This window comes from Sphingomonas rustica (genome assembly GCF_039652585.1).
GTDB lineage: Bacteria > Pseudomonadota > Alphaproteobacteria > Sphingomonadales > Sphingomonadaceae > Sphingomonas > Sphingomonas rustica.
The window spans coordinates 17,190-31,367 of record NZ_JBDIZK010000019.1 but is presented as its reverse complement, the minus strand read 5'-3'; the positions used below and the strand labels follow the sequence as shown (position 1 = coordinate 31,367).

Annotated in this window: 19 protein-coding genes; 16 read left to right on the top strand and 3 right to left on the bottom strand. The window is 68.5% G+C overall.

The features are described from left to right. Positions 1–686: 686 nt before the first annotated feature. Positions 687–2,078: a class II fumarate hydratase gene (fumC, locus tag TPR58_RS22120; RefSeq protein ID WP_346248948.1), complete on the bottom strand. Its 1,392-nt coding sequence runs from the start codon at positions 2,076–2,078 to the stop codon at positions 687–689. 211 nt (positions 2,079–2,289) lie between these two features. Here fumC and TPR58_RS22115 point away from each other — a divergent pair, with 211 nt between their 5' ends. Together TPR58_RS22115 and TPR58_RS22110 are read left to right on the top strand one after the other, a co-directional pair. Further along, positions 2,290–2,739 (top strand): hypothetical protein, encoded by a 450-nt coding sequence (locus TPR58_RS22115; protein WP_346248947.1) that lies wholly within the window; start codon positions 2,290–2,292, stop codon positions 2,737–2,739. Between the two features lie 20 nt (positions 2,740–2,759). After that, the gene (locus tag TPR58_RS22110; RefSeq protein ID WP_346248946.1) at positions 2,760–3,476 is read left to right on the top strand and encodes a TorF family putative porin; all 717 of its coding nucleotides are present in this window, start codon (positions 2,760–2,762) and stop codon (positions 3,474–3,476) included. 196 nt (positions 3,477–3,672) lie between these two features. Here the strand turns inward: TPR58_RS22110 and TPR58_RS22105 are convergent, their stop codons facing one another. Beyond that, positions 3,673–4,155, bottom strand: coding sequence for an SspB family protein (locus tag TPR58_RS22105; protein ID WP_346248945.1), 483 nt, complete (start codon positions 4,153–4,155; stop codon positions 3,673–3,675). Between the two features lie 100 nt (positions 4,156–4,255). On the opposite strand from TPR58_RS22105, the gene hisB reads away from it, so the two are divergent. The 14 genes from hisB to TPR58_RS22035 all read left to right on the top strand — a co-directional run bounded on the left by hisB (position 4,256) and on the right by TPR58_RS22035 (position 13,731). After that, complete coding sequence (gene hisB / locus TPR58_RS22100) at positions 4,256–4,843, top strand: imidazoleglycerol-phosphate dehydratase HisB (protein WP_346248944.1); 588 nt, start codon at positions 4,256–4,258, stop codon at positions 4,841–4,843. Continuing rightward, positions 4,843–5,127 (top strand): YciI family protein, encoded by a 285-nt coding sequence (locus TPR58_RS22095; protein ID WP_346248943.1) that lies wholly within the window; start codon positions 4,843–4,845, stop codon positions 5,125–5,127. The genes hisB and TPR58_RS22095 overlap by 1 nt, the downstream gene beginning before the upstream one ends. After that, positions 5,124–5,726, top strand: coding sequence for an imidazole glycerol phosphate synthase subunit HisH (hisH, locus tag TPR58_RS22090; protein ID WP_346248942.1), 603 nt, complete (start codon positions 5,124–5,126; stop codon positions 5,724–5,726). Before TPR58_RS22095 ends, hisH begins: the two co-directional genes overlap by 4 nt. Before the next feature lie 154 nt (positions 5,727–5,880). After that, entirely contained in the window at positions 5,881–6,609 is a 729-nt protein-coding gene (gene hisA, locus TPR58_RS22085; protein ID WP_346248949.1) for a 1-(5-phosphoribosyl)-5-[(5-phosphoribosylamino)methylideneamino]imidazole-4-carboxamide isomerase, read from the top strand. 145 nt (positions 6,610–6,754) lie between these two features. Then, entirely contained in the window at positions 6,755–7,513 is a 759-nt protein-coding gene (gene hisF, locus TPR58_RS22080) for an imidazole glycerol phosphate synthase subunit HisF (protein ID WP_346248941.1), read from the top strand. Between the two features lie 226 nt (positions 7,514–7,739). Beyond that, positions 7,740–7,928 (top strand): hypothetical protein, encoded by a 189-nt coding sequence (locus TPR58_RS22075; protein WP_346248940.1) that lies wholly within the window; start codon positions 7,740–7,742, stop codon positions 7,926–7,928. 31 nt (positions 7,929–7,959) lie between these two features. Next, the gene (locus TPR58_RS22070) at positions 7,960–8,277 is read left to right on the top strand and encodes a phosphoribosyl-ATP diphosphatase (protein WP_346248939.1); all 318 of its coding nucleotides are present in this window, start codon (positions 7,960–7,962) and stop codon (positions 8,275–8,277) included. A gap of 96 nt (positions 8,278–8,373) precedes the next feature. Then, positions 8,374–8,751 (top strand): histidine triad nucleotide-binding protein, encoded by a 378-nt coding sequence (locus tag TPR58_RS22065; protein WP_346248938.1) that lies wholly within the window; start codon positions 8,374–8,376, stop codon positions 8,749–8,751. A 126-nt stretch (positions 8,752–8,877) separates the two neighbouring features. Further along, positions 8,878–10,446 (top strand): amino acid permease, encoded by a 1,569-nt coding sequence (locus tag TPR58_RS22060; RefSeq protein WP_346248937.1) that lies wholly within the window; start codon positions 8,878–8,880, stop codon positions 10,444–10,446. Between the two features lie 169 nt (positions 10,447–10,615). Next, positions 10,616–11,170: a hypothetical protein gene (locus TPR58_RS22055; RefSeq protein WP_346248936.1), complete on the top strand. Its 555-nt coding sequence runs from the start codon at positions 10,616–10,618 to the stop codon at positions 11,168–11,170. Between the two features lie 95 nt (positions 11,171–11,265). Continuing rightward, entirely contained in the window at positions 11,266–11,574 is a 309-nt protein-coding gene (locus TPR58_RS22050) for a PadR family transcriptional regulator (RefSeq protein ID WP_346248935.1), read from the top strand. Further along, positions 11,571–12,740, top strand: a complete 1,170-nt coding sequence (locus TPR58_RS22045) for a hypothetical protein (RefSeq protein WP_346248934.1) — start codon at positions 11,571–11,573, stop codon at positions 12,738–12,740. Before TPR58_RS22050 ends, TPR58_RS22045 begins: the two co-directional genes overlap by 4 nt. Positions 12,741–12,811: 71 nt before the next feature. After that, positions 12,812–13,279: a hypothetical protein gene (locus TPR58_RS22040; protein WP_346248933.1), complete on the top strand. Its 468-nt coding sequence runs from the start codon at positions 12,812–12,814 to the stop codon at positions 13,277–13,279. 86 nt (positions 13,280–13,365) lie between these two features. Then, positions 13,366–13,731: a cupin domain-containing protein gene (locus TPR58_RS22035; protein WP_346248932.1), complete on the top strand. Its 366-nt coding sequence runs from the start codon at positions 13,366–13,368 to the stop codon at positions 13,729–13,731. A 21-nt stretch (positions 13,732–13,752) separates the two neighbouring features. Here the strand turns inward: TPR58_RS22035 and TPR58_RS22030 are convergent, their stop codons facing one another. Next, the gene (locus TPR58_RS22030; protein WP_346248931.1) at positions 13,753–14,109 is read right to left on the bottom strand and encodes a hypothetical protein; all 357 of its coding nucleotides are present in this window, start codon (positions 14,107–14,109) and stop codon (positions 13,753–13,755) included. Between the last annotated feature and the right edge of the window lie 69 nt (positions 14,110–14,178).

The following is a 14,178-nucleotide window of genomic DNA, read 5'->3' as shown; positions in this document are numbered from 1 at the left end:
GGGTCGCACTGTTCAGCAGGCTCGACCTCTCTGGACGAGCCAAACCACCACCAATCCAGCCAGCAAAACTGCCCCAAAATCCCCAAATGACCCTCAACCTGTGAATCCCGGACAGTTGTGGGCCGCAGTGCCGGGGTCTACCCCTCCTCCATCCCGGACCATCGGCATTCGCGCGCCGCGCGCCCAGAGAGCCAGACGCGGGCGCAGCGACAAAGCCTCGGCTCCGGGATGTGCCGCCCGGTGGATGCCGGCACTTCGGCCGGCATGACGGGCGTGAATAATCGCCCGAAAACCTCCGTCACCCCGGCCGCAGTGCCGGGGTCCACCCCTCCTCCATCCCGAACTATCCGCGTGCGCGCGCCGCGGCCCCGGAGAACCGGACGCGGGCGCAGCGACCAGGCCTCGGCTCCGGGATGTGCCGACCGGTGGATGCCGGCACTCCGGCCGGCATGACGGGCGTGAGTGGCCACCCGAAAACCTCCGTCACCCCGGCCGCAGTGCCGGGGTCTACCCCTCCTCCATCCCGGACCATCGGCATTCGCGCGCCGCGCGCCCGGAGAGCCAGACGCGCGCGCAGCGGCCAGGCCTCGGCTCCGGGATGTGCCGCCCGGTGGATGCCGGCACTTCGGCCGGCATGACGGGCCCGCCGGCCCGCCAAGGCGGAGCCGGCGGGCGTTGGCGCATCCTTACTTCCCGACCATCGTCTCCGGACGGACCAGCCGGTCGAAGGTCGGCTCGTCGACCAGGCCGAGTTCGAGCCCGGCTTCCTTCAGCGTCTGGCCCTTCTCGTGCGCATATTTCGCGATCTTGGCGGCATTGTCATAGCCGATCTCGGGCGCGAGCGCGGTCACGAGCATCAGCGAGCGGTCGACCAGGTCCTTGATCTGGCGCTCGTTCGCCTTCAGCCCGTCGACGGTGCGATCGGCGAAGCTGGTCATGCCGGTCGACATCAGGTCGATCGAGCGCAGCACGTTCGAGCCGATCAGCGGCTTGAACACGTTCAGCTCCATATGGCCCTGCATGCCGCCGACGGTGACCGCGACATGGTTGCCGATCACCTGGCCGGCGACCATCGTCAGCATCTCGCACTGGGTCGGGTTGACCTTGCCCGGCATGATCGAGCTGCCCGGCTCGTTCGCCGGCAGCTCCAGCTCGCCCAGGCCCGAGCGCGGGCCCGAACCCAGCACGCGGATGTCGTTGGCGATCTTGGTCAGCGACACGGCCAGCGTGTTCAGCGTGCCGGACAGGTTGACCAGCTGGTCCTTGGTGCCCAGCGATTCGAACTTGTTCGGCGCGGTGACGAAAGGCAGCCCGGTGATCGTCGCGATCTCGGCGGCAACATCCTCGGCATAGTTGGGGGGCGAGTTGAGCCCGGTGCCGACGGCGGTGCCGCCCAGCGCCAGCTTGAAGATGTCGAGCTCGAGCACACTGGCGAAGCGCGCGCGCGCCGAGGCGAGCATCGCGGCATAGCCGGAGAATTCCTGGCCCAGCGTCAGCGGGGTCGCATCCTGGAGATGGGTGCGGCCGATCTTGACGATATGGTCCCAGCCCTTCGCCTTGGCATCCAGCGCGGCGAACAGCCGGTCGAGCGCCGGGTACAGCGTCAGCGTGATGCCGCGCGCCGCCGCGATGTGCAGCGCGGTGGGGAAGCTGTCGTTCGACGACTGCGCCATGTTGACGTGATCGTTCGGGTGGACGGGCGATTTGCCGCCGCGCTTGCCGGTCAGGATCTCGTTGGCGCGGCCGGCGATCACCTCGTTGACGTTCATGTTGGTCTGGGTGCCCGACCCGGTCTGCCAGATGACCAGCGGGAACTGGTCGTCCAGCTTGCCGTCGATCACTTCCTGCGCGACCGTGTCGATCACCTTGGCGATCTCGGGATCCAGGCCGTGCTTGACGTTCACCCGCGCCGCCGCCTGCTTCACGATCGCCTGGGCATGGACGATGCCGATCGGCATGCGCTCCTGCGCGCCGAACGGGAAATTCTCGATCGAACGCTGGGTCTGCGCCGCCCAATAGGCGTCGGCGGGTACTTCGATCGCGCCGATCGAGTCGGTTTCGGTACGGGTGTCGGTCACATCATCCTCCGCGGGAACAGTCGCAGGCGCTCTAGAACCGGTGCGGGGCTTTCGCCAACCCCGCTTATGCTGCCGCTTGTCGTCTCGAATGTTACGTTTTGTGAACAGACATTGTCGCTCCCGGTCCCGCGCGCCATCTCGCCGGGTGCCGGCGTCGTGCCGGCGTCGTCACTGGCCAAGATAGGCCGGGACACCCGCAGGAGACGTAAGGATGGCCAATCTACTCATGGCCGGGCTCGCGCTCGGCATCATCGCGGCGCCGCCCCTGGCCGGGCAGTTCGAGCACCGCGTCCGCATCGACCATGCCAGCGGCCCGGTCGATGCCCATTACCGGTCGACCGTGAAGGTCGCGACCAAGCAGGTCGGCACCGCCGCCGGCCCCGGCAAGATGTCGACGCTCGCCTGCACCTGGCGTGCCGACGTCACCATCGAGCGCGAGGCGCGCAATGCCTCGGGTTCGGTCATGCGCCGCTCGATCGAGCGCGACGGCGTGATCGAGGGCCGCCGCGCCGGCTGGTGCAGCACCCATCGCGATGCGATCGACGCGGAGATCGCACGACACGACGATAAACTGCGCGGGCATCTGGTCGAAGTCGCCCGCGACGACCATAGCGTCCTCAACGGGGAACTGGACGGATTGCCGAGGTCGAATAGCGGATGAATCGAATTGCGTTTGTTGTGATGGCAGGGATTGCGGCCAGCGCCGCAGCCCTGCCGGCCCATGCCCAGCTTGTGACCGGCGGTGCCGAGATCACCAATGACGAGACCCGTCGCGGCCTGAGCTGGAGCGAGGGCCGCGTGTCGACTTCGGCCGATGTCACGGTCGATGTCATCGGGATCGACGCGTCGGCGCGCGTCGCGATGCTGCGCGAATCGGACCGGCATGGCCGCGCCGACGCGGTGCTCGATCTCGAGGCCGGCACCAGCCTGGGCGCCGGCCCGGTGCGGTTCCGCGTCCACGGGACCGGCCATGTCTTCGTCAACGCGGTCGAGCGGATGGACTATCTCGAGCTGGGCGGCAGCGGCAGCTTCACCCTCGGCCCGGTCGAGGTCGATGCCGGCCTGGTCTATGCGCCGGACCAGTCGTCGATCGGCGGCGACAATCTCTATCTGAACATGGGCGCCCGGGCGGGCATCCCCTCGACGCCGCTCAGCGTGTCGGCGCGCGTCGGCCGCACCAGCGGCAGCACCGACGACCCCCGCCTCGCCGCCCGGCTGCGCCCGGCGGGCAATTATGCCGACTGGCGGCTGGGCGTCGAATATGTGGCCGCGCCGCTGACGCTGGGCCTCGACTATGTCGGCACCGACATCGACCGGTCCCAGGCGATCGCGTCGCCCTATGCCGACATCAGCCACACCGGCGACCGCCTGATCGCGAAGGCGCGGATCTCGTTCTAGGTCGGAGATTCCCCTTTCTGAAAGGGAGGGGAGCCGATAGCGGCGATGCGCCACTCTCCTTCTCCCCTCGTGGGGGAAGGATGAGGGGGACGAGCCGAAAGGGAAAGCGCGGGGAGCCCAGCGCCCCCTCACCCTTCGGCAGCCGGCGGCTGCTCACTCCGTCTCCACAAGGGGAGAGGGATTTCAGGCGACGACCTTATTTCTTGCGCTTGAAGTCCACCGCGACGACGTTCGATCCGTCCTCGACCGGGGTGATGGTCGGGCCGTCATTCTCGGCCTCGTCATGCGGGTCGGGGCCGTCGGGGCCTTCCTGCGCCTGGAAGCGAAGCTCGAAATGCACCGCCGGATCCTGGAAGCCGGTGATCGCCGAGAAGGGGATCGTCAGCGTCGAGGGCACCTGGTTGAAGCTGAGCCCGACCGAGAATTTCTCGTCGTCGACGCGCAGGTCCCAGAATCGGTGCTGAAGGACGATCGTCATCTCGTCCGGAAAGCGTTCGATCAGCCGCTGCGGGATGTCGACGCCGGGCGCATGCGTCCGGAAGGTGATGTAGAAATGATGGCTGCCGGGCAGCGCCTGGGTCTGGGCGACGGTGCCGAGCACGCGCCCCACCACCGCGCGCAGGGCTTCCTGCACGATCTCGTCATAGGGAATCAGGCTGTCGGGCACGGAAGCAGTCATGCCCCTTGGGTAGCGGCTCGATTCCATGGGTCAAGCGATGCATGCACATCCCCAAGCAAGGCTATTTTGCTTGAGGCCATTGCGGCGCTATGGGGGCGGCATGCGTACCGCCACGATCAGCCGCAAGACGAGCGAAACCTCGATCGCCGTGACCGTCAATCTGGACGGGACCGGCGAGTACACCATCTCCACCGGGATCGGTTTTTTCGACCATATGCTGGAACAGCTCAGCCGCCATTCGCTGATCGACCTGAACGTGAAGACCGTCGGCGACCTGCATATCGACCAGCATCACACGGTCGAGGATACCGGGCTGGCGATCGGCGAGGCGGTTGCCCGCGCGCTGGGCGACAAGAAGGGCATCCGCCGCTATGCCGACGCGCTGTCGCCGATGGACGAGACGCTGAGCCGCGTCGCGATCGACATTTCGGGCCGCCCCTATCTGGTGTGGAAGACCGAGTTCACCCAGAAGAAGCTGGGCGAGATGGACACCGAGATGGTCGAGCACTGGTTCCACAGCTTCGCCCAGACCGCCGGCGTGACGCTGCACGTCGAGACGCTGTACGGCACCAACAACCACCATATCGCCGAGGCCGCGTTCAAGGGGCTGGCCCGCGCGCTGCGCCAGGCCGTCGAGATCGACCCGCGCAAGGCGGATGCGATCCCGAGCACCAAGGGAGTGTTGTGATGATCGTCGCGATCCTGACCTATGTCGTGCCGCTGGCCGAGGTGGACGCGCACCGCGCCGCGCATATCGACTGGCTTAAGGAGCAATATGCCGCCGGCTCGATGCTCGCCTCGGGCCGCCAGACCCCGCCCCAGGGCGGCGTGCTGCTGCTCGCCGGCCCGCGTGCCGATGCCGAGGCGCTGCTGGCGCAGGATCCGTTCGCGGTCCACGGCGTCGCCCATTACCAGGTCGTCGAATTCGCCCCGACCATGACCGCGCCCGGGCTGGAAGCGCTCGCCCGGTGAGCGTCGCGCTGATCGATTACGGTGCGGGCAATCTCCAGTCGGTCCACAATGCGCTGAAGGCGGCGGGCGCGGCGGCGATTCACGTGACCGCCGACCCGGAGGTCGTGCTGCGCGCCGACCGGGTCGTCCTGCCCGGCGTCGGCGCCTATGGCGCGTGCGCGGCGGGGCTGCGCGCGATCCCCGGCATGGTCGAGGCGCTGGAACAGCGCGTGCGCCGCGACGCCGCGCCCTTTCTGGGCGTGTGCGTGGGCATGCAGCTGATGGCCGATCGCGGCGAGGAGATGGGCGTGCATGACGGGCTGGGCTGGATCGCCGGCACCGTCCGCGCGCTGCCCGCCTCGCCCCGGCTGCGCGTGCCGCACATGGGCTGGAACGACGTCGTTCCGGCCGCCGCGCATCCGCTGATCGCGCCGGGCGAGGCCTATTTCCTCCACAGCTTCGCCTTCGACGGCGACGACGTGCTGGCGACCACCGACCATGGCGGCCCGGTGACCGCGGCGATCGGCCGCGACAATTATCTGGGCGTCCAGTTCCACCCCGAAAAAAGCCAGCGCTACGGCCTCGCGCTGATCGAAAGGTTCCTCGCATGGCGTCCGTGACGGCCGCGGGCGCCCACCTGCTCCCCACCCTGGAAGGGAGGGGCCGGGGGTGGGTCGACCGGCGGCCTGGCGTGGACGGCATCACGGGAACCGAACCCTACCCACCCCTAACCCCTCCCTTCCAGGGAGGGGGATTCGCATGGAACCGCAGTACATGAGCCTCATCGTCTTCCCCGCAATCGACTTGAAGGGCGGCCAGGTGGTGCGGCTGGCCGAGGGCGATATGGACCGCGCAACCGTCTATGGCGACGATCCCGCGGCGCAGGCGGCGGCGTTCATGGCGGAGGGCGCGCAGTGGCTGCACGTCGTCGACCTGGACGGCGCCTTTGCCGGCGAATCGGTCAACGGCGCAGCGGTGGCCGGCATCCTCCAGGCATTCGCCGGCAAGGTGCAACTGGGCGGCGGCATCCGCTCGGCCGATTCGGTGGCGCACTGGCTCGACCTGGGCGTCGAGCGGGTGGTGATCGGCACCGCCGCGCTGGAGAATCCGGACCTGGTCCGCCAGGCGGCGCGCGACAATCCCGGGCGGATCGTCGTCGCGGTCGATGCGCGCGACGGCATGGTCGCGACGCGCGGCTGGGCCGATGTCTCCGACGTGTCGGTGGTCGAACTGGCCAGAAGATTCGAGGATGCCGGCGTCGCTGCGTTGCTGTTCACCGATGTCGGCCGCGACGGCCTGCTCAAGGGCTGCAATGTCGAGGCGACGGTTGCGCTGGCGCGCGCGGTGTCGATCCCCGTCATCGCCAGCGGCGGCGTGACCGACCTGGGCGACATCCACGCGCTGCGCGGCCATGTCGCCGACGGCATCGAAGGCGTCATCACCGGCCGCGCGCTGTACGACGGCCGCCTGGCGCTGGGCGAGGCGATCGAGGCAGCGGCGTGATGGTAACCAACCAACTCCTCCCCGGCACGGGGAGGGGGACCGGCGCGAAGCGACGGTGGAGGGGGCCCTCCACGAACGCCTCGCTTGCCTCGGGCCCCCTCCACCATCCTGCGGATGGTCCCCCTCCCCGTTCCGGGGAGGAATTATGACCGTTCGTGCGCGGGTCATCCCCTGCCTCGACGTCGCCGGCGGGCGCGTCGTCAAGGGGGTGAACTTCGTCGATCTCAAGGATGCGGGCGACCCGGTCGAACAGGCGCGCGCCTATGACGCGGCCGGCGCCGACGAGCTCTGCTTCCTGGACATCGGCGCCAGCCATGAGGGCCGCGACACGATCGTCGACGTGGTGCGGCGCACCGCCGAAGTGTGCTTCATGCCGCTGACCGTGGGCGGCGGGGTGCGCAGCGTCGAGGATGCGCGCACGCTGCTGCTGGCCGGCGCCGACAAGGTCGCGGTCAATTCCGCCGCGGTCGCCCGGCCGGAGGTGGTCGCCGAGATCGCCGACCGGATGGGCAGCCAGTGCGTCGTCGCCTCGGTCGATGCGCGCCGGGTCGAGGGGCGCTGGGAAGTCTTCACCCATGGCGGCCGCCGCGCGACCGGCATCGACGCGGTCAAGCATGCGCTGAACCTGGCGCGGCTGGGCGCGGGCGAGCTGCTGGTCACCTCGATGGACCGCGACGGCACCCGCGACGGCTACGACCTCGATCTGATCCGCACCATCGCCGACGAGGTGACGGTGCCGGTGGTCGCCTCGGGTGGCGTCGGCGGGCTCCAGCATCTGGTCGAGGGCATCCGCGACGGCCATGCCTCCGCGGTGCTGGCCGCCTCGATCTTCCATTTCGGCGAAGCGAGCATCGCCGATGCGCACGCGGCGCTGGCGGCAGCGGGGATCGCGGTTCGCAGCTGAGCGGGGGTGAGGCGAGGCGCCACCTCGCCACCCCCACCCGTCACCCCGGCTGAAATGCCCGGGGCCACCCATCCTCCCGCCGCCGTGACGTGGGACGTGCGACCTGTCCCGCTTCCGCCCCCGGACCCTTGAGTCCGGGATGCGCCGACCCGTGGATCCCCGCACTTCGACCGGGATGACGAATAGGTGAGGAAGCCCCTTAACCTTTCTCCGCTATCCCAACCCGATGCTTCGCCTGTTCCCGCTGCTGATCGCTTCCCCTGCCCTGGCGCAAGGGGCACATTCGGGCGCCACGGCGACGCGGTCGATGCCCGAGCTTTCCGACATCGCGCTGTTCCTGTTCGCCGCGTTCAGCATCTGGTTCGTCCGCCGTGCGCTGCGGGCGCGCTTCCGCAAGGCCGACGCGCAGGATTGACTTGCGCCGCGCCCTCGGACAGCCAGGGGCCATGGACATGCTCGACCGCCTCGAACAGGTGATCCGCGACCGCCGCCAGGGCGATCCGGCCACTTCCTACGTCGCCAAGCTGACCGCGCGCGGCCGCGCCAAGATCGCGCAGAAGGTCGGCGAGGAAGCCACCGAGACGGTGATCGCCGCGATCCGCGACGACCGCGCCGAGCTGACCGGCGAGGCGGCCGACCTGATCTTCCACCTGCTCGTGCTGCTGGCCGATGCCGGCGTGACGCTGGACGAGGTCCGCGCGGAACTGGCGCGCCGCGAGGGGGTGTCGGGGATCGACGAGAAGGCGGCGCGGCCGCGCGCCTAGCCGCACCGCACCGGACCCTCCACGGACCGGGCGCCAGTCGCCACCCCCTTCCCACCTCCAACGCCGCTGCGCTAAGCCCCTCCAAAAGGAGCCGCCATGCCGATCGACGCCACCCTGCCCTATGACCCGGACAATATCTTCGCGAGGATCCTGCGCGACGAGATCCCGTCGAAGCGGGTGTACGAGGACGATTTCGCCATCGCCTTTCACGACATCAATCCACAGGCGCCTCAGCATATCCTGGTGATCCCGCGCGGCGCCTATGTCTCGTGGGACGATTTCTCGGCGCGCGGCAGCGATGCGGAGATTGCCGGTTTCGTGCGGGCGGTCGGCGCGGTGGCGCGCCAGGCGGGTATGGTCGAGCCGGGATATCGGCTCCTCGCCAATGTCGGCGTCGATGGCGGCCAGGAAGTGCCGCACCTTCACGTTCATGTGTTCGCCGGGCGCCGGCTGGGGGCGATGCTGCCGCGCTGAGCGGCAAAGCGCGGCGAACTTCGGTTACGCGCGTTACAAAATCGTTGCGCCTCACCGATTTGCGACTAGGCTCCCGGCCTTCAACCAAACGGGGCGGCGCCCGAGCGCCGCGAAGGGGACCCTTTCATGATCTTCGGGCGCGTAAAGCCACTCGATGCCATCCTCGCCACAGCCGAAAAAAAGTCCCTGACGCGTACCCTGGGTGCGTTTCAGCTGACCATGCTCGGCGTCGGCGCAGTCATCGGAACCGGTATCTTCGTTCTGACCGCCGAGGCCGCGCAGAAGGCCGGGCCGGGCATGATGATCTCGTTCATCATCGCCGGCCTGGTCTGCGCCTTCGCCGCGCTGTGCTACGCCGAAATGGCGTCGATGGTGCCGGTTTCGGGCTCTGCCTATACCTATAGCTATGCCGTCATGGGCGAACTGATCGCCTGGATGGTCGGCTGGGCCCTGATCCTCGAATATGCGGTCGCCGCGGGCGCGGTGTCGGTCGGCTGGTCCGGCTATGTCGTCGGCCTGATCGAACATGCCTTCTCGATCGACATACCCGACACATTGGTGCTCGGGCCGTTCGACGGCGGGCTGATCAACCTGCCCGCGATGGCGATCGCCGGCCTGGTCACCTGGCTGCTGGTGATCGGCACCAAGGAGAGCGCCACGGTCAACGCGATCCTGGTCGCGATCAAGGTGGCCGCGCTGACCCTGTTCATCGTGCTGGCGGTGCCGGTGATGAACAGCGAGCAGTTCTCGCCCTTCGCCCCGACCGGCTTCGTCGGCATCTCGATGGCGGCGGCGTCGATCTTCTTCGCCTATGTCGGCTTCGACGCGGTCTCGACCGCGGCCGAGGAGACCAAGAACCCTCAGCGCAACATGCCGATCGGCCTGATCGGCAGCCTGGCGATCTGCACCATCTTCTACATCCTGGTCGCCGCCGGCGTGATCGGCGCACCGGGCCTGTCGACCCAGCCCGTCACCACCGCCGCGGGCGCGGTGCTCGAGCCGGGCAGCCGCGAACTGGCGGCACAGTGCGCAGCGCGCGCCGCCGAAGGCTTCAAGGACGTGGTCTGCTCGAAGGAAGCGCTGGCGTTCACGCTGCGCGAGATCGGCTGGCCGCAGATCGGCAACCTGCTCGGCCTGGCCGCCGGCCTCGCCCTGCCGTCGGTCATCCTGATGATGATGTTCGGCCAGACCCGCATCTTCTTCGTGATGAGCCGCGACGGTCTGCTGCCGCAGGCCTTCTCGAAGATCCACCCGCGGTTCAACACGCCGCACGTCATCACGATCATCACCGGCATCGCGGTCGCGCTGTTCGCCGCCTTCTTCCCGGTGGGCCAGCTGGCCAACATCTCGAACTCGGGCACGCTGTTCGCGTTCGCCGCGGTCGCGATCGCGGTCATGGTGATCCGCCGCAAGGATCCGACGCGCCACCGGCCGTTCCGCACGCCGGCGGTGTTCGTCACCGCGCCGATCGCGATCGCGGGCTGCGCCTATCTGTTCGTCAGCCTCGACCACAAGAGCATCATCCTGTTCCTGATCTGGGCGGCGATCGGCCTGGCGGTGTATTTCGGCTACAGCCGCAGCCGCAGCCATGTCGGCCGCGGGATCGTCGACGTGCCGGAAACGGACGCAGATACCCCGCCCCAGCCGGTCCCGCCGCTGCCGGGCGCACCGACCCCGGGCGGCAAGCAGGCCTGAGGCCCGCACCTCCGGAAGTAACACGAAGAGGCCGGGGTTCACGCCCCGGCCTTTTTTGTTGGGGGCTGGCGCAACCCACCTCCTCACCGCTCACGTCAACAACTCGTTGACAGAAGAGCCGTCAACGAGATATTGACGATTCGTCAAGACAAGGTTGACGGAGGTCGACATGCATATCGAGCAGCAGCAGGACATCAGAGACAAGACGTCGGCAGTGGTTCTGGCTTGGGCGGCCGACCGTCAGCCGCCGTTCACTGGCGAGACTGCGGAAGGGTTCACCGAAGCCATCACCGTCGCCCATCTGGTCGCCGATGAAGCCAAGCTCAGCCTGCACCGCTGGATCGATGCAGCGCGTAGGACCGGCATCAGTTGGACAGAGATTGGAAATGCGCTCGGCATCTCCAAACAGGCAGCCCAGCAGCGCTTCAGCGTTGGCGGAACTGACGCGCCGCTGCTCCAAACGGGCGGGGAACTCATATTCCGTCGCGTCAGATATAGCGCTGTAGGCGAGATGAATATCCTTCGCGAGGAGGGACTAAGAGGTAGCGAGTTGGTTGCAACCGAGAACAACGCGCTCGTCTTTCGGGCGACGAACGAAATCTGGGAATATCGCAGGCGGATCGGCTTCGGGTCGATGCGCAAGGCGATGGCGTCTGAAGGGTGGACACTCGTCTCGACCTGGCCTCCCCTCTCCTACTTCAAGAGACGGGTCGTGGCGGCATAGCGAGGAGTCACGCCCCGACCTTTTTCGTCGGGGCTGGCGCGCACCCGACTGAAACCCCGATTGACTCTAAATCTATATAGGTAGATATATTGGACATGGTTCGACATCGATCCCTGTCCGAAGCCGCGCGAACGGTGCTTGCCGTACTGCTCGAATCGCCTGTAGCCTGGCGGCACGGCTATGAGCTGGCGCAGCTGGCCGGCGTGAAATCGGGGACGCTCTACCCCCTGCTCATCCGGCTCGAGGAGCAGGGCCATCTCACCGCCGAATGGCAACTTCCCCAGGGCGGCGGGCGTCCGCCGCGCCATGCCTATCGCCTGACCGCCAGCGGCGTGGCGCTGGCCCGCGCCAATCCGCCGGCGGCCCGCCCTGCCGGGGCGGCGATCCCCGGGGCGGCGACATGAGGCACGGCCTGCGTCGGGCAGCCGCGGAGCGACTATGCCATGTGCTCGAACGGATCCTGCCGCCGCGGCATCGCGACTGGGCACGCGCCATCGCGGCGGAGGTCGACGCCATCCCCGACGATGGCGACGCGCTGCGCTTCGCGCTTCACGGCTTTTGCGGCCTCGTCCCGCGCGCGGCCGCGCTTCGCCTGCACCGTCCCTTCCCCAGCCCGGCCGATGCCGGTTCATCCCGGAGCATGTCCGACATGACCCTTCGATCCTCGTCCCTCGCCTTCGGCATCGCCTGCGCGATCGGCGCCGTGCTGCTCGGGCTGGCCTATCTGGCGCTGGCCGGAGCGCCGGCCCGCTATCTGGGGATCAACGGCGGCGCGCTGGTCATCGGCCTGTTGCTGGTTGCGCTGACCCGCGACGCGGCCACACGGCTGTCGCTGCCGCCCGGCATCATCGCGCTCGCCCTGTCGTTTGTGCTCTTGGCCGCGACGCTGGCGGCGGACGGCGCTGCGGAGGCCGCGCGCTGGGTGCGCATCGCCGGCATATCGATTCAGCCGAGCCTGATCCTCGTCCCTGCGATCATCATCGGCTTTGCGAGCGTGCGCAGCCGCGCCGCCGCGATCGCGACGATCGTCGCCGCGGCGACCCTGGCGCTTCAGCCCGACCGGGCAATGGCCGGCGTTCTGGCCGCCGCACTGGCGGTGCTTGCCTGCACCCGGCGTGACCGCGGCACGCTGGCCGCGCTCGCCGCCGCGCTGGCCGGCTTCGTCGCCACGCTGCTTCAGCCCGACCGCTTTCCGCCCGCGCCCCATGTCGACCAGATCCTCTACACCGCATTCGACGTCCATCCGCTGGCGGGTGCCTGCGTGCTGGCCGGCGCGGTGGTGATGCTGCTGCCCGCCGCTGCCGGACTGGTCGCCGGGCGCGGGGCATCGGACGCCCATCTCGCCTTCGGTGCGCTCTGGGGCACGGTCATCCTGGCAGCGGCGCTGGGCAATTATCCGACCCCGCTGGTCGGCTATGGCGGCAGCGCGGTGATCGGCTATCTGGTCAGCCTGTCGCTGCTGCCGACGATGAGACCCCGTGGCGATTGCGGGCGCGCCGCGACGATCACCGCCCCCGCCGAGCCCGATGCCGCCGCGGATGCGCGGACCGGCCTAGCCGCTGCGGCCTGAACCGCTGGCGGAAACGACGTGGACCCTCGGGCGTTCGACGGGCTTCCGGGACAGCAAGGAGTTCGCCCCACATGACGCTGCGCCGCTACGAGGTGTTCGCCGATTATTTCCAGTTCTACCTGCGCGATGCCGAGGTGCAGCCCGATCCGCCGACGGACTATGTCGATGCGGACCTGACCCTGATGGTGAAGGCGGTGCCGCATCTGGTGGTGATCCAGCCCGTCCGCAACATGACCGTGCCGGTCGAGATCGACCTGCTCGACCGCGCGCCCGAAACCGTTGCCGAGGGCTGGGACCAGATCGTCGAGGCCAGCCTGCACCTCCCCTCGGGCCGGCTGGAGCTGATGGAATGCACCACCGGATCGGTCGACACGATCGACCTGCCGCCCGGCACCTATCGCCTGCGTGCGCATTTCGGCGGGCTCGACACGCTGAGCGAGGATGGGCTGGACGGCGATGATCGCTACCGCATCGCGCTATGGCCCGCGGCGGCCGGGCCGGTCGAGCTGGTCCAGCCGCGTCGGAGCGTGGCGGACTGACACCGGCGGATCGCCGTTGCCGCCCTGCCGCGTGCCCGGTACAGCGCAATCGCGGGGCGGGCATGCGCGCCACGCCTGGAGGTTCCATGCTGTCACCCGTCACGCTCACCGCCGCCTTCGATCGGGTGACCGATTACTGGTCGCCCAAGGTGATCGGCAGCGTCAACGACCAGCTGCTCAAGGTCGCGAAGTTGAAGGGCGAATTCGTCTGGCACGCGCATGACGGCCAGGACGAGCTGTTCTACATCGTCAGGGGATCGCTGCGCATCGAATTCGAGGAAGGCCCGGTCGATCTGAACCAGGGCGATTTCCTCACCGTGCCCAGCGGCGTCCGCCACAATCCCGTCGCAGACGATGAATGCTGGGTGCTGCTGATCGAGCCGGCATCGACCAGGCACACCGGCGACGAGGTGACGCCCCTCACCCGCAGCCTGGACGAGCAGCTCAGCTAGATCCAGCGACGCTCCTGGCGACTAGCACTTCCCCCGCGCCTTCAGCCGCCGGTGATGGGCGGCGACCTGCTGCTCGGCCATGCGAAAGGCGGCGGCGGCATTCGTCTTGCGCTCCCGGCTGCGATACTGGTTCACAATGACGTTGCCGTCCGCCTCGGACAGGTTCTTCAGCGTGCACAGCGCCGCGGGGCTGCGCCGCCCGAGCCGCTCGAACAGATCGGTCTTCGCCTTCCACCCGCCGCTTCGCGGGCCTTTATACTTGTGATTGGTGGTGTTGGCCCAGCCGGGCACGTAATTGTAATCCTGCGCGACCGCCGCCGTCGGCGCGACGCCGGCCGCCAGCAGGATCGCAGCACAGGCAAGTCCGAATTTCCGCACACATCTCTCCTGCGACGCGGGACGGCCGACCGGCTATGGGTGCGGCCATCCTCCATCATGCTTGTCCGA

Coding starts and splice junctions, on each gene's coding strand:
- hisF (WP_346248941.1), top strand. CDS start 6,755: ATGACCGTTCGTGCGCGGGTCATCCCCTGCCTCGACGTCGCCGGCGGG.
- hisA (WP_346248949.1), top strand. CDS start 5,881: ATGAGCCTCATCGTCTTCCCCGCAATCGACTTGAAGGGCGGCCAGGTG.
- TPR58_RS22055 (WP_346248936.1), top strand. CDS start 10,616: ATGCATATCGAGCAGCAGCAGGACATCAGAGACAAGACGTCGGCAGTG.
- TPR58_RS22065 (WP_346248938.1), top strand. CDS start 8,374: ATGCCGATCGACGCCACCCTGCCCTATGACCCGGACAATATCTTCGCG.
- TPR58_RS22095 (WP_346248943.1), top strand. CDS start 4,843: ATGATCGTCGCGATCCTGACCTATGTCGTGCCGCTGGCCGAGGTGGAC.
- TPR58_RS22045 (WP_346248934.1), top strand. CDS start 11,571: ATGAGGCACGGCCTGCGTCGGGCAGCCGCGGAGCGACTATGCCATGTG.
- TPR58_RS22105 (WP_346248945.1), bottom strand. CDS start 4,155: ATGACTGCTTCCGTGCCCGACAGCCTGATTCCCTATGACGAGATCGTG.
- TPR58_RS22035 (WP_346248932.1), top strand. CDS start 13,366: ATGCTGTCACCCGTCACGCTCACCGCCGCCTTCGATCGGGTGACCGAT.
- TPR58_RS22040 (WP_346248933.1), top strand. CDS start 12,812: ATGACGCTGCGCCGCTACGAGGTGTTCGCCGATTATTTCCAGTTCTAC.
- TPR58_RS22110 (WP_346248946.1), top strand. CDS start 2,760: ATGGCAGGGATTGCGGCCAGCGCCGCAGCCCTGCCGGCCCATGCCCAG.
- TPR58_RS22060 (WP_346248937.1), top strand. CDS start 8,878: ATGATCTTCGGGCGCGTAAAGCCACTCGATGCCATCCTCGCCACAGCC.
- TPR58_RS22075 (WP_346248940.1), top strand. CDS start 7,740: ATGCTTCGCCTGTTCCCGCTGCTGATCGCTTCCCCTGCCCTGGCGCAA.
- TPR58_RS22070 (WP_346248939.1), top strand. CDS start 7,960: ATGGACATGCTCGACCGCCTCGAACAGGTGATCCGCGACCGCCGCCAG.
- TPR58_RS22115 (WP_346248947.1), top strand. CDS start 2,290: ATGGCCAATCTACTCATGGCCGGGCTCGCGCTCGGCATCATCGCGGCG.
- TPR58_RS22050 (WP_346248935.1), top strand. CDS start 11,266: ATGGTTCGACATCGATCCCTGTCCGAAGCCGCGCGAACGGTGCTTGCC.
- hisB (WP_346248944.1), top strand. CDS start 4,256: ATGCGTACCGCCACGATCAGCCGCAAGACGAGCGAAACCTCGATCGCC.